The sequence below is a fragment of the Barnesiella sp. ET7 genome (genome assembly GCF_024733785.1).
In the GTDB taxonomy this organism is placed as follows: Bacteria; Bacteroidota; Bacteroidia; order Bacteroidales; family Barnesiellaceae; genus Barnesiella; species Barnesiella merdigallinarum.
The window spans coordinates 119,430-134,944 of record NZ_JANRHM010000006.1 but is presented as its reverse complement, the minus strand read 5'-3'; the positions used below and the strand labels follow the sequence as shown (position 1 = coordinate 134,944).

Annotated in this window: 8 protein-coding genes; all 8 read left to right on the top strand. The window is 53.6% G+C overall.

What is annotated here, in order from left to right; translation table 11 throughout:
- Positions 1 to 15: 15 nt before the first annotated feature.
- The 8 genes from glpT to NW211_RS05350 all read left to right on the top strand — a co-directional run bounded on the left by glpT (position 16) and on the right by NW211_RS05350 (position 15,498).
- The gene (gene glpT / locus NW211_RS05385) at positions 16 to 1,353 is read left to right on the top strand and encodes a glycerol-3-phosphate transporter (protein WP_258327185.1); all 1,338 of its coding nucleotides are present in this window, start codon (positions 16 to 18) and stop codon (positions 1,351 to 1,353) included.
- A gap of 91 nt (positions 1,354 to 1,444) precedes the next feature.
- Positions 1,445 to 4,696, top strand: coding sequence for a TonB-dependent receptor (locus tag NW211_RS05380; protein WP_258327184.1), 3,252 nt, complete (start codon positions 1,445 to 1,447; stop codon positions 4,694 to 4,696).
- Positions 4,697 to 4,715: 19 nt separating this feature from the next.
- Positions 4,716 to 6,461, top strand: coding sequence for a RagB/SusD family nutrient uptake outer membrane protein (locus NW211_RS05375; protein ID WP_258327183.1), 1,746 nt, complete (start codon positions 4,716 to 4,718; stop codon positions 6,459 to 6,461).
- Between the two features lie 91 nt (positions 6,462 to 6,552).
- The gene (locus NW211_RS05370; RefSeq protein WP_258327182.1) at positions 6,553 to 8,361 is read left to right on the top strand and encodes a T9SS type A sorting domain-containing protein; all 1,809 of its coding nucleotides are present in this window, start codon (positions 6,553 to 6,555) and stop codon (positions 8,359 to 8,361) included.
- Positions 8,362 to 8,465: 104 nt separating this feature from the next.
- Positions 8,466 to 10,940, top strand: coding sequence for a phosphodiester glycosidase family protein (locus NW211_RS05365; protein WP_258327181.1), 2,475 nt, complete (start codon positions 8,466 to 8,468; stop codon positions 10,938 to 10,940).
- A 13-nt stretch (positions 10,941 to 10,953) separates the two neighbouring features.
- A complete protein-coding gene (locus tag NW211_RS05360) occupies positions 10,954 to 13,527 on the top strand; it encodes an endonuclease/exonuclease/phosphatase family protein (protein ID WP_258327180.1) in 2,574 nt (857 codons plus the stop codon).
- A gap of 24 nt (positions 13,528 to 13,551) precedes the next feature.
- A complete protein-coding gene (locus NW211_RS05355) occupies positions 13,552 to 14,553 on the top strand; it encodes a phosphodiester glycosidase family protein (RefSeq protein ID WP_258327179.1) in 1,002 nt (333 codons plus the stop codon).
- Between the two features lie 231 nt (positions 14,554 to 14,784).
- Entirely contained in the window at positions 14,785 to 15,498 is a 714-nt protein-coding gene (locus NW211_RS05350; RefSeq protein WP_258327178.1) for a YjjG family noncanonical pyrimidine nucleotidase, read from the top strand.
- Positions 15,499 to 15,515 lie beyond the last annotated feature (17 nt).

Sequence of the window (15,515 nt, the reverse complement as noted above, 5' to 3'; positions counted from 1 at the left end):
AAGATAGAGGATAATATGTTGAAGTTGTTCAGACCGGCTCCCGTCATCGACCCCCTGCCCAAAGCCCGGGTCGACAAGGAGTACAAGAAGTTGAGATGGCAGGTGTTCCTCGGTATATTCATCGGGTATGCCGGCTACTATCTGGTACGCAAGAACTTCTCGATAGCCATGCCGGCTCTCGAGGAGATGGGTTTCGACAAGGCCGATTTGGGTTGGGCTCTGTCGGCAGTTTCGATAGCCTACGGCATCAGCAAGTTTGTGATGGGAACCGTCTCCGATCACAGCAATGCGCGGGTGTTCATTCCGCTGGGTCTGGTCGCTTCGGCGGTGATAATGACCGTCATGGGTCTTATTCCTTGGAGCGTCGGTTCGCTCTCCATACTTTTTATGTTCTGCATCTTGTTTGTAAACGGTTGGGTGCAAGGTATGGGTTGGCCTCCGTGCGGACGGGTGATGGTGCATTGGTTCTCGGCCCGCGAACGTGGCGTGAAGATGTCGATTTGGAATGTAGCTCATAATATAGGAGGTGCGGTGATGGCCCCGTTGGCTGTCTTCGGTATCACCCTTTTTGGTAATTGGACCGGCGCATTCTACTTCCCGGCCATCGTAGCCGTGGGGGTAGCGGCCATAGCCTATCTGCTGGTACGCGACACTCCACAATCGTGCGGTCTGCCTCCCATCGAGCTTTATAAACCCGATGAGTGCATGCAAGCCTATTCGGCCGACCAGGAGAAGGAGCTCTCGACTCGTGAGATTCTGTTCAAACACGTATTCAACAACAAGTTGCTGTGGGTCATTGCCTTTGCCAATGCCTTCATCTATTTTGTGCGTTACGGTGTACTCGACTGGGCGCCGATGTATCTCGAGCAGGTGAAACACATGGATTTGGCCAACAGCAGTTGGTCCTATTTCGCTTTCGAGATTGCCGGCATTTTCGGTACGATTCTCTGCGGCTGGCTCTCCGACAAGGTCTTCAAGGGTCGCCGTTCGCCGGTAACCATTATCTATATGCTGTTGGTGATGGTCGCCGTCTACGTCTATTGGAACAGTGCCTCGGCTACGGTGACCAACGTGGCCATGGCCGCTATCGGATTTCTCATTTACGGCCCGGTGATGCTGATTGGTGTCTCGGCCCTCGACCTGGTTCCGAAGAAAGCCGCCGGTACGGCTGCCGGGTTCACCGGTCTCTTCGGCTATCTGTTGGGTTCGGCCGTCTTTGCCAACATCGGCATGGGCTATGTCTTCGAGCACTTCGGCTGGGATGGAGGTTTCTTCCTGCTGCTGGGGGCCTGTGCCGTTACGGTGGTGCTGATGCTGTTTTGCAAAGAGGATAGGGCGGTGAACCGTCGATAACCCCGATAGCCGGAGAGTTGGTTCCGGCCGCTTTTCGGGACGATATAAGGAAACTTCAAAAACCTAATAAAAACCATAAATCAAAAGAATTATGAATTTACTAACAAACACACTGCACAGAAGATGGGCTTGCCTGCTGGTGGCTATCATCTTGATGTCTGGTCTACAGATGTTTGCTCAGTCTGGAGGTGGTAATTCGCTGTCCGGTAAGGTGGTCGACAAGTATGACCAACCCATTATCGGGGCCGTAGTCAAGGTTGCCGGAACCTCTATCGGGCGTTCGACCGATGTGGACGGAGCTTTTACTATGAAAAACGTACCCTCCGATGCGACCCTCGAGGTCACTTCTATCGGCTATGAAAAACAGACGGTTTCGGTCAACGGCAAGAACTTTGTCCTTGTCAAGATGAAAGATGCCGACCAACTGCTCGACGAGGTGGTTGTGGTGGGCTACGGTACCCAGAAGAAGGTGAACCTGACGGGAGCCGTGGGAACCATCAGCGCCAAGGAGATTAACGCCCGCCCGGTAAGCAACGTGGCCATGGCCCTGCAAGGTGCCGATCCTTCGTTGAACCTGACGATGGAGTCGGGTCGGTCGAGCGGCGGCTATTCGATGAATATTCGTGGTATATCGTCTATCTCTTCGTCCAATACCCCGCTGATTATGGTCGACGGTGTGGTTACCGAGTTGAATATGGTCAATCCCAACGATATTGAGTCGGTCTCTATCCTGAAAGATGCTTCGGCCGCTGCCATCTACGGAGCCACCGCTTCGAAGGGTGTGGTTTTGATTACGACCAAAACGGGTTCCGACGAGGCCGGTAAGGCTACGGTGAGCTTCAACGGTCGTTTCGGCTGGTCGCAGAATACGACTTCGACCGACTACATGACGTCGGGTTACGATCAGGTAAGTCTGGTCGACAAGGCCTACTACTCGCAATATGCTACCAACTTCACCAACTATACGGCCGAGGAGATGCAGATGCTTTATGAGCGTCGTAACGACAAGACCGAGAATCCCGAGCGTCCCTGGATTGTCCTGCAGGACGACGGTTCGTACCGCTACTATGCCAACTTCGACTGGTATCACTACCTCTTCCGCAAAACCCGTCCGCAACAAGAGTATAACCTCTCGATACGAGGTGGAAATGACCGGGTGAAATATTTCGTGAGCGGCCGGTACAACCGCGAGGAGGGTATCTTGAACGTAACCCCCGATACCTACGACACCTATTCGACTCGAGCCAAACTCGATGTGAAGGTTAAACCTTGGTTGCGTTACTCGACCAATGTCAACTTCTTCTCCTCGTCCTATAAATATAGTGGTCTTGCTACCATCAACTCGACCCTGATGGAGGTCGACAAAACCTTGATGGCTTCGTGGCCGGCCAAGACTCCCGAGGGGCTGCCGGTCTATGCCGAAACTCATGCCAACACTACCATCAACGGTGCCGGGCCCTATCTGGTCGACGACCGTTCGCACCATCAGAACAACCAAAAGTATATTATCATAGGCAACCGCTTCGACATCGATATTTTCAAAGACCTCGTCTTGACGGTCGATTACAGCTACAAATACCGCAAACGTCTCAACTCGGTGCGTAACTACAACCTGCACTACTCCAACAAACAGGGCGAGGAGAAGACCATCATTACCGGTAACTTCAAGGATTACTATCGTGAAAATCACTACGAGACCAACGAGCACAACTTGAATGCCTATGCTACCTATACCCACACCTGGAACAAGGCGCATAACTTTACCGCATTGGCCGGTTATCAGTATCGTGGCTCTCGCAACACCTATTTGCAGTTGCAGCAGCTGGCTCTGTTGAACGAGAACATGTCGACCTTTGCCAACGCTACGGGTGATATTACTCGTGCTCAAACCATCTCCGAGTGGCGTAACAGCGGTTTCTTCGGTCGTGTGAACTACGATTACAAAGGCCGTTATCTCTTCGAAGCCAGTGCCCGTTACGATGGTTCTTCGCGTTTCCGCAGCGACCACCGCTGGGTATTCACTCCCTCGGCATCGGCCGGTTGGCGCATCAGCGAGGAGAGTTTCTGGGAGCCTATTCGAGACGTGGTTGACAATACCAAGATACGTCTCTCATACGGTAAACTGGGCAACCAGGAGGTAGACGACTACTCTTATATTGAAGAGATTCTCACGGGCAATACCATGAGCTATACGCTCGATGGAACCTCGAAGTTGCAATATGCCAGTGTATCCAATCCCAAAACCAGTTACTTGACTTGGGAGACCATCGCTACCTGGAACGTGGGTCTCGACATGTCGTTCCTCGACAATCGCTTGAATTTCACAGGCGATTACTTCATTCGTGATACCGAAGGTATGCTGGGTAAATCGATTGTACTGCCCGGCGTGTTTGGTGCGGTAGAACCCGATGAGAACTGTGCCAACTTGCGCACGAAAGGTTGGGAACTTGCAGTGGGCTGGAACGACTCGTTTGCATTGATGGGCAAGCGTTTCAATTATAGTATTTCGGCTACATTGGGCGATAACAAAACAGTTATTACCAAGTATAATAACCCCGAAAAGAACTTGACCGACTATTACGAAGGCATGGAGTGGGGTGAAATTTGGGGTTATCGTGTAGCCGGCTTGTTCGCTACCGATGAAGAGGCCGCCGACTACACCTCGCGGGTAAACCAGGATGCTGTGAATACTCGTATCCTCACCGATAAAGTCGATCCTTACTACCGTGCCGGCGACTTGAAGTTTATTGACCTCGACGGCAATAACATCATCAACTCGGGTGACGAGACTGCCGACAGCCCGGGCGACCGGGAGATTATCGGTAACACCACTCCCCGCTATTCATATAGCTTCCGTTTGGGTGCCGACTGGAACGGTATCGATTTCACCGCCTTCTTCCAAGGTGTAGGCAAGAGAGACTGGTACCCCGATTATCTCTCGACCGGTTTCTGGGGTCCCTATGCACGCGCATTCACGAGCTTTATCCCGGCCAATTTCATGGATCAGTGCTGGTCGGAGGATAACCCCAACGGATACTTCCCCCGCTACCGTGGTTATCAGACTTTTGCTTCCAGTCAGCTGGGCGTGGCCAACGACCGCTATCTGCAAAATGCCTCTTACCTGCGGTTGAAAAACCTTACCATTGGTTATACCTTGCCGGTACTGAAAAAGGTCTTCTCCAAATTCCGTATCTATTTCACGGGTGAAAACTTGTGGTATTGGTCGCCGATGAAGAAGCATACCCTCTATATCGACCCCGAGGCTGCCGGACAGAACGACGGTACCGGTATGGCATACAGCTACTCGCGTAACTTCTCGGTGGGTGTGGATATTACATTTTAACGATTAAAACAGAACGACGATGAAAAAGTTTTTATATATATCCAGCGTGTTGATCGGAGCCGCTTTGTTCGGCTGTACCGATTTGGATTTGATTCCCGAGGATACGGTCACGCCCGAGTCTTATTTCTCGAACGAAACGGAGTTGCGCCTGTGGACCAACGCCTACTATGCCATGCTCCCCGATGCCGATGACCTCAACGATATTTGCGCCGACGATGTGGTAAAGAATATCCTTTCCGATGTCCTTTTGGGCAACCGGCTTCCGGCCACCGAGGGCGGCTGGAATTGGGGCGACCTGCGCAAAATCAATTTCTATTTCCAACATTGCGGAAACTGTGACGACGTAAATGCCCGCAACCACTACGACGGTTTCTCCTATTTCATGCGTGCTTTCTTCTATTACGAGAAAGTACAGCGCTATGGCGATGTGCCTTGGTACGACGAGGTAATCGGGTCGAAAGACAACGAGTTGCTCTACAAGGCCCGCGATTCGCGCAAGGTGGTGATGGCTCATGTCATGGCCGACCTCGACTCGGCTATCAACAAACTGCCCGAAGCCCATACCCCCTACGAGGTGAACAAGTGGACGGCTCTGGCCCTGAAATCGCGGGCCGCGCTGTTCGAAGGTACCTTCCGCAAATATCACAACCTGGGCGATTGGGAAGAGATGTTGCAACTCTCGGCCGATGCTTCGCTCGAACTGATTCAGAAAGGTGGTTACTCGCTCTATAAAGAGGGTAGCACTCCTTACCGCGACCTCTTTGCCAAACTCGAGGCTCCCGCCGAGGAGATTATCCTGGGCCGCCGGTACAGCACCGAGCTCTCTATCCTGCACAACACGCAGTGCAACTCGATGACCGGCAACCAGCGGGTATCGTTCACCAAGCGTTTTGTCGACCACTACCTCATGGCCGACGGCAAGCGCTACACCGATATTCCCGGGCATGAGAAGAAACAGTTTGTCGACGAGGTGACCGGCCGCGACCCGCGTCTGGCGCAAACCATCTTGACACCGGGTTATGTGCAGATGGGTACTGAGAAAGAGATGATCAATACCTTGTCGAAATACACCTTGACCGGCTACCAGTATATCAAGTTCGTGATGGAACCCAAATACGACCAGTCGAACAAGTCGCCCATGTATTACCCGCTCTTCCGCTTGGCCGAGGTTTACCTCAACTATGCCGAGGCCAAAGCCGAGCTGGGCACCCTCACGCAGAACGACCTCGATATTTCGGTCAACCTCTTGCGTGACCGCGTGGGCATGCCGGGCATCGACCTGGCCGAGGCCAACAACAACCCCGACTCCTACCTGATGGCCGACGTGACAGGCTATCCCAACGTGACGAAGAGCAACATGACCGGTGTAATCCTGGAGATTCGCCGCGAGCGCACCGTCGAGCTTTGTCTCGAAGGCTTCCGCCAGTGGGATATGTTCCGTTGGAAAGAGGGTAAACAGTTTACTCACGAGTTCCATGGCGTTTATTTCCCTGGTGTGGGTAAATATGATCTCAACGGTGATGGGCGCAATGAAACAGCTCTTTGGAAAGACGAACCTGTATCGGGTTTGGGATTGACCAAATATCAGTTAGGAGTTGATTTCTTCCTTACCAACGATACCGAAGGCTACATGTGGCCTCATAAAGATGTGAAACGTACCTGGGACGAAGACCGCGACTACCTGTGGCCTATCCCCACCGAAGAACGTGTGAAAAACCATAATCTCACGCAGAATCCGGGCTGGGACGACGGTCTGTCCTTCTAAACCATCACGGAGAGAAGGAGATTGTACAGTCTCTTTCTCTCCGGTTACAGTTCAATAATTAACAATAAATCTAATCTAAAACAAAGTGGTTATGAAAAGAAAATTGACTTCTTGCCTGCTTGCTGCAGGGTTTATGTTGGCATCGGTGCCCAGCACATTTGCCACGACGTATTTTATCAAGGCCGACGGGTCGGATGATACCGATGGTTCGTCTTGGGAACAGGCAATCAACTACGACTATTTTGCCGAGAACATGGAACAAGGGAACTTTGCCGACGGCGACGTGTTCTGCTTTGCCGGTGGTGTCTACAAACTCTCTTCGCCCGATTTCGACAAGTATCTGTCGGTGAACCGCAGTGTGACTTTCCTGGGTGGTTTCGACCCCAACAGCACGGGAACGAATACCGATATTACCTATCCTTCGCCCTACGAGACCGTGATTTCGGGCGGTATCGAGAGCGATGTGGCTGCCGTGCCCGGCAACCGCACCCACCTGTGGTATATGGAGCGCAAAGACGGCGACCAGCCTGTGCGCATCAACGTGACGGTGAAAGGTTTTACCTTCAAACACGCTTTCCGCAACTACGACAGTGCCAGTAATTATAAAGGGGCGGTGATGGTGTTCAATACCGATTTGGATATGCAATGGTGTAACTTTATTCAAAATGGAGCCGCCTTTATCGGAACATCTGGTTTGACACTTATTGCTTCTGAGGCAAATATCTCTGATTGTGTCTTTTCAGAAAACTTTTCTGCTGAGAAGGGTGCTGCCTTAGGCTTGTTTATAAGCTCGGCTTATGCAGGAGATGAATATCTGACGCAAGCTGTGGTTCAACGTTGCCAGTTTACCGATAATTATTTTACGACCGACTATTATCCTGAAGCTGAATATGGCGACGACGGTAAACCGGCTTATACCAATAAACTTCGCGGAACGGCAATCATTTTGGGTAGCAATGACGAGCGTCTCCGCCTCTATTTGGTGAACAGTTTGGTTGCCGACAACTATACCGAAGGATTTGGTGTTATAATGGGCTATCCCGGAACGACGATGTATATGATTTCCAATACAATCGCTAATAAAGATTATACCGCTGCACAAGAAACTCGTACGGTTTCCGGTAATCAAAATGCTACAAAGGATGTAGGCCGCGGTTTGGGGGTAATGAGCTATGGCGGATTCAATTATATGGCGAATAATTATATTGTGAATGGTGTTTTAGGGGAATCAGCACCTTCTAATCCTGCTATATTAATGAGCCGTAGTAACAATGCCCGTCCCGGCAAATGGTACAGCGGGGGTTACAACCTCTCCGGTACGGCTTGGTATTGCACCTCCTGGGCCTCGCCGAGAGACCGCACGCAAGACCCCTCGGTTCAAGACGACCATGACGACGGTACGGGCAAAATCGTACAAGGTACCTACCTCTATCTGAGCGATACCGACGCAGAAACGTATACCTATGCCGATGTCTTCGGCGACAACACTTTCGGCGACAACGGCGGTTTCAGCCAGACTTTGGCTCCGGTTTCGCCCGTGAAGAGCTTGACTATCGATGAACTGAATGCCTTGAAGACCGAATGGAAATTGCCCGAGAATATCGACCTCACGGTTGACCAACGCGGTTACAAACGGGCTGCTACGACCTGTGTAGGTTCGTACGACGGCGACGCCACTTCGGGTATTGCCGATGTAACCGTTGCCGACCGCTTGACAATCAGCACGCTGGGTAACGGCCTCTTCCGGGTAAACGGTGCCCAGGCCGAGGCTACGGTTTACAACCTGAGCGGTAACGTAGTGAAGGTGGTTCCGGCCGATGAGGTAATCGATCTCTCTTCGCTCGCCAAGGGTGTGTATATCATTCATGTCGATGGCGAAGCTTTCAAAGTGATTAAATAATAAGAATCTTTAATTAAGTAGTTTTTTCATCGGGTATGCTGCCGGTGTTTTGCCGGCAGCATATCTTTCTCAAAACGGTTGTCAATGCCATGATTTGTCGTGCCATGAAGATAAGTAAATGCCTGTTTTTGCTTTTGGCCCTTGTGACCGGTAATGCGTTTGCTTCGGTTACCTGGAAAGTGTGGAATACCGAATATCGGGTAGACACCACGTTTCATGCCCAAATAGGGCCCGGAACGACCCAGACCTCGTTGTTGCTCACAGGCCCCGATACCACCTTGACGGTATTTTATCTGACGGTCGACCTTACCAATCCCTATGTCGATATACGCACGGTGTGCGCCAAAGACCATCTGGCCGGAGCACAGACCGTGACCGATATGGCCGAGAGTCACAGCGTCGAGGGCGAAAGCCTCTATTTTGCCGGTATCAACGGCGGTTTCTTCGCCATGTCGGGGAAAGCCAACGACGGCAAGACCAGCATCGTGGGGCGGCCTCACCATGCCACCGTGGCCGAGGGTGAGATTTTCCGCACATCTACCTCGTCGATTTGTCGACACTTTGGCATCACGGCCGACAAGGTCCCTTACCTGAGCAACGCCTCGGTCGATTTCACGGGAACCATCACATCGGCTACTCAATCCTATGAAATTTCGGGCGTGAATGTCGACGCCGCAAACAACAAACTGATACTTTATACCGATAAAATGCCGGGGCAAGTCACCCAGGTGACGAGCAACTCGTTCCCGCTTTATTACGAGATTGCCCTTTTGCCCAAATCGGGCGAGAAACTGGTGCCCGGCAAACCTTGCAAAATGAAAGTCTCGGGCTCGTGGGCCCGGGGTACCAACATGGCCGTGCCCGACGGCGGCTATGTCATCAGCGGGAAAGGCATGTCGGGAGTCTTTATCCAAAGCCTGAACGATGGCGATGAGGTAGAGGTATACCTGCCCATGTCGTTCGATGGCGAGGAGGTGTCGGTCGACAATCTGGTGACCGGCAATCCCAAGATACTGGGGAACGGTACCGTACTCGATACCGAGGACGAGCGGAAGGATGCCGTAGAGTGGCACCCGCGCACCTCGATCGGATACAGCCGGGATAAAAAGACATTGATTATGCTCGTCTGCGACGGGCGCACGTCGGTGTCGCGGGGTGTACGCACCCGCGAGCTGGCCGACCTCATGCGCTATGCCGGGGCTTACGAAGCCTTGAATCTCGACGGCGGCGGTTCGAGCACTCTATATACCAGCATGCTGGGGGTGCGCAATCACCCCAGTTCCAACGGCGTGCAGCGCCAGGTGGGCGATGGCGTCTTTGTCGTCTCCACGGCGCCCAGATCGGTCTATATCGGGGGCATCGGTTTTGCCACGCCGCCGCATGTGCTGGCCAAGGGCGAGGAGTATACCCCCGAGGTATACGGTTATAACGCATACGGCCTGTTGATAAGTACCGAGGTGACCAACTATACCCTCACCTGCGACGAGGGTATCGGGCACATCACCTCCGACGGCAAGAGCTTCGTGGCCGACGGCAGCGGCAAGGGCAAAATCTATGCCCGCACCCCGGCCGGCTATACTTGCGAGATGGAAATCTCAATCCGCGAGAATATCGAGGACCTCTATTTTCGGCTCGACTCGGTCATCAACGATTGCCACTACCGCTACCCGGTCGAGGTATTTATGACCAACCTCAAAGGCGAGGAGGTGTCGCTGGCTCCGCAAATGCTTTCGTGGCGCAGCTCCGACGAACAGGTGGCAGTGGTTGAGGAAGGCGTTTTGAGAGGCCTCGCGAGCGGTGTGGCCGAGGTTTACGGCTCGATGTCGGGATTTACCGATACGCTGCTGGTGAAAGTACAGGAGCCTGTGCGCCACTGCATGAACCTGAACGACGGTTCGGCCGACTGGATGAGGGTGTCGTTCGTGACATCGGCCGGGTTCAAGAATACCTCGGTTACCAATTCGGTCGACAAGGGGCTGGAACTCTCGTTCCTCTACAACAGTCCTTCGGCCAAGACCATCACCCTGTCGGGCAATATCCCGTTGTACAGCTTGCCCGATACGCTGCGCATACATGTCAATCCCGGCGAAGCCCGAATGAAGAGCCTCTCCTGCACGTTGCGGACCCCGTCGGGGACGCATACCGTCGACCTGCCTGTTCCGGCAGTGGGGCGGGAGAGTGTGGCCGATATTGTTTTCCCCGATGCGCTGGGCGAGACTATCGATATGGCCAACTATCCCATCACGCTGTCGTATCTGACCCTGGGCTTGGATATGAATACCTTGGGCGAGACCTATCACATGACGATTCCCGCCGTAGAGGTAATCTATAATTATTACAACGAAAATGCGTCCGGTATCGAGTCGGTGGCAAACGCCGGTCTCGCCTGGACGGTCGAGGGGCGCACGGTGCTGCTGGGTCGCACCGCCGACCGCATCGAACTGTATAACGTCGGTGGCGGGCTGGTGGCTTTGGCCCGGGAGAGCGACCGCATATCGGCTCCCGGCGTGGGCCTCTATGTGGTGCGTGTGGTAAGCGACGGCCAATCTGTTTCGCAGAAAATATGGATAACGAAATAATATGGGCAAAAATATGAAGAAAAGATTTTTAGGATTGCTGATAAGCTGCTGTTTTGCCTCGGTGCTCGTGGCTGCGCCCGTTTATCGAATGGGCTCGTACAATATACGAGGCAAAAACGATAGCGATACGGGCGACAAGTCGTGGGACGTGCGCAATGTATACGTGGTCAAGAATATCGTAGACCACGATTTCGATGTGATAGGTCTCCAAGAGAACAGTACCGACATGCTGCCCGATCTCGAAGAACTGCTGGGCGATGACTATGCCAACCATTCGTGGGGTGCAGGCTCGGCCTCGGACAACCGCTCGGGCACACACACGACCGTTGTCTATAAAGCCGACAAGTTCACTTTGCTCGACAAGGGACAGTTCTTCCTGGCCGAGGACCCTACTGCTCCGGGGTTGCCGTTCGATACGGCCGTGCGGCGAATTACCGTATGGGTGAAACTGCAAAATAAGGAAACGGGCGAAATCTTTTTCTATTTTTCTACTCATCTCGACCATAAGGGAGAATTTGCCCGGGCCGAGACTGCGCGCCTGAATGTGCGCAAGATGCAGGAGATAGCGGGCGACTATCCCGCTTTTATCGTAGGCGATTTCAATGCCTATTATGACGAGAAAGCTATGTATAACACATTTAATGCTTATTTTAATGATAGTCGCAAGACGACACAATCTGCTCCGGTAGGGCCGGGTGCCACGTTTGGACCGTGGAACCCGACTCTTTCGGGCGGTGAGCCTATCGACTATGTCTTTTGCAATCGCGTGAATGTGTTGTCCTATGAAACGATAACCGAGGATTTCGGGCGGGGAGTCACCCCTTCGGATCACCTGCCTATCCTCATTACTTGTACCTTACAGGAGGGTGCCGAGTCCGGCAAGTGGTATGTGAGTGCTTCGGCTTCGGGTACGGGCGACGGCTCGAAAGAGGCTCCCTTCGCTTCGTTGCAGGAGGCTCTCGATGCGGCTTCGAAACAAGATACCATTTATATGACCGCGGGGACCTTCTATCCCGTGGAGGCGGGTTCGCTCACGGGGCGTCAGGCCACGATGAATGTCTCGACGGGGGTCTACATTCGGGGTGGATACAATGCCGATTTCTCGGCCGTGACGGGCAAAACCGTCTTGTCGGGCGATTTGGGTCATAACGATGTAATCGACGAAACGGGGCGTATTGTCTCGGGAACCGAAGAGAATGCCTGCCATGTGGTGACGGTGGCCGACTCGTGCTTCCTTGACCTGGGCGGGCTCGAAATCACCGGCGGCTATGCCGACCTCTCGGGTGCCAACAGCGGCGGAGCCATCTATTCGAAAGGCATCGACCTCGTGTTGCGCGATGTCGACATTACCGACAACTATGCAGCCGGTTACGGCGGCGGCATATATACCGAGGGCAACCTCACGGCCGAGCGTACGACCTTTGCCCGCAACCAGTCGGGCACGCAGGGTGGGGCCTTCTATTCGCAGACTCCGGGTTGGCGTACCGACATCGACGACTCCTATTTCGTGGATAACCAGGCGACCCAGGGCAGTGCCGCCTATTCTGCCGGACTGGTGCTGGCCATGCTGCGGGGCAATACGATTGCCGGCAACGTGAGTGCCCGTAACGGGGTCTATACCCAGACCGGCTCCTCGAAATATCTGAGAAGTACTTTTGTCAACAATACTTTTGTCAACAATCGGTTGACAGCCACGAGCAACGCCCTCTCCGACAAGTCGAACGGCGGGGCGGCCATCTATTTCAATGCCGCGTCGGGGGCTCTCAACCTGGTCAACAATACCATCACGGGCAACACCGACTCGTGCTACACGAGCAGCGGTACCCCCTCGGCCAACTTCAACGGTTCGGCCGTTCATGTCATGGCCGGTAGTGTGAAGCTGGTCAACAACATCATTGCCGGCAACTTCTCGTCGGCTGCCGAGGCCGGCGAGGTCTATCTGGGAACTTCGGCCAAGCTGATGACCTCGACCTACAACCTCTACGGTGCTGCCGACCGGATGAACATCACGGCTAAAACGCGCGATATGGTATGTTACAGCTACGACCGCAGCGTGCAGGACCTGAACGGCATGCTTCACAGCGAAGTGGTCGACGGCAAGCTGTGCCCCATATTGACCGATAACGGTGGCCATGCGCCTACGGTGCGGGTGCTGTCGGTCGCTTGCGGCAACAACAATCTGAACGTGCTGAAAGCTGCCTCTCTGCGCGAATCGTCTTTCTATATCGACATCGACGGCAACGGTAAGTATACCGACCAGTTGACGGTCGACGGCCGGGGTGTGGAGCGCAACACGAGCGGCTCGATGGTGGGTGCCTATGAGTATACCGGCGAGTCGGGAATAGAGGCGGCCTCGAGCGACAGTGGTCTCGACCTTTATGTATCGGAGAATCGGCTTTATGTATTGTCCGAAAATTCGTCGGCAAGCTACGCAATATATACCGCATCGGGCAGTTTACAAATCGAAGGCGAAGCGGTGCCGGGTACTCCGGTCGACCTTTCGTCGTTGCCCGCCGGTGTGTATGTGGTGTATGTCCACGACCGGGCCGGACAGGTAAAAGTGATTAAAGTATTGATAAACGAATAGTTAATTGTAAACAGGTAAAACAAGATGAAAAGGTTTGGTAAAGATTGCAAGTATTGGCTCTGGTGCGTGATTGTGGCACTGGGTGTTATATCGTGCAGCGGAAATGACGAACCGGGTGGAACAGGCAACAACACGCCCTCCTACCCGGTAACTATCGACACGACGTCGGTATTGGTGCAGCGCATCCTGAGTCGTACCGACTTGGTGACGAAAGTAACGCGGGTGACGACCGAAGAGCGTTTCCCCGGGCTGGTGCTTTCGGAGATTGACTTCAACACGGCCAAGGCCCGGCAACATGCCTATGTGGCCGAGGTCGATTTGTCGAAACTGACCATTGCCACCACTACACCCTATGGCGAGGTGAACGTGATGCCTACCCGGGTGAACACGATTCCCGAGCAGGCCAAGTATCTCGAGAACTCGGGCCGTCGGGTACATGTGGCGGTGAACGGTGGCTTTTGGGTATACAAAACGGCTTCGGACGGAGAGATTACGCTCATCAAGCCCAAGGAGCTCTTTTGGAAAGACGGTTATCCGCTGAGCGACTGGTGGCAGGACCCCAATCACGAGTTTACCGTCTATATGACGCGCGACGGCAGTGTCGACATCGACGTGGCCAGCAACGTGGTCAAGCGCAGTGCCGAGATTTATCAGGCATTGGGCGGTCTGGGTTGTCTCATTCGCCGCGGCGTGTTCAACGACGGCATCAGCAGCATAGGTACCTATCTGTGCGATACGCATCCGCGCACGGCCATCGGGCTCTCCGAAGACAAGCAGACGCTCTATGTCGTGGTGGTCGACGGTCGTCGGGTGAACTATGCCGAAGGTCTTGACATCTACGAACTGGCCGACTTCATGTGGGGCATAGGCAGTTACGATGCCGTGAACTACGATGGCGGCGGCTCTTCGATTATGGTGCTGCGCGACGAGAATGTAACCGACCGGGCCTCGTTCGTGGTGCGCAACCGGCCCTCCGACGGCACCCCTCGCGCCGTGGGCAACGGCTTTGCCATTGTCGAGAAATAAGATACGTGTGTGAATGTTCCCCCCTTTGCACAGGGGGACGCTGTATTTCGAATAAAATCGGCTCTATCGGGAAGTTGGGAAAATTTTTCGATAGCTTGTACAGGCAGAGGCAGACCGTGGTTTGTCTCTGCTCTTTTTTTGCACTATCTTTGCGCCGGAGTGGGAGGTTACCTCTCCTGTGGCCGTGTTGTCGATGAGGCATGCAATGGCCGGTTCTAAAACAAGAAAGCTATGAGTGGTTTGATGTGTAAGACGCTGTTTATCGATTTGGACGATACGATATGGGATTTCCAGGCCAACTCCAAACTGTCGTTGCGGCAGGTGTACGACGAGTTTTCGCTCGGGCGTGCATTTACCGGTTACGAACAGTTCGAGAAGCTCTACATGACGGCTAATCACGAGTTGTGGGAGGAGTATCACCACAATCGGGTGACGAAAGATTTCCTGATTGTGGAGCGTTTTGCCCGTCCGTTTCGTGAGGCGGGCAGTGCGTTGAGCGGCGACATGGACTTCATCATGGCTCTCAACCACCGCTATCTCGATGTGTTGGCCCAGCAGAAGACGCTGGTGCCGGGGGCTATCGATCTGCTCGATTACCTCACGGCCAAGGGCTACCCGCTCTACATCCTGAGCAACGGCTTTGCCGAAGTGCAGGCTCGCAAATTGCAGTCGGGGGGTATCGATCGCTATTTCAAGCGGCTCATCCTCTCTGACGAGATAGGCATAACCAAGCCCGACCGCCGGCTCTTCGACTACGCCTTGCAGGTGGTGGGGAGCACCGCTGCCGATACGGTGATTGTGGGCGACAACTACGACGCCGATATTCTGGGGGCGATGAATGCCGGGTGGCGGGCCATCTATTTCAACCGTGACAACTTGCCCGTGACCGGGCCTCGACCCGACTATATGGTTACGGCGTTGGAGCAGTTGAAAACGATTCTGTAATCGAAAAAAAATAAGGA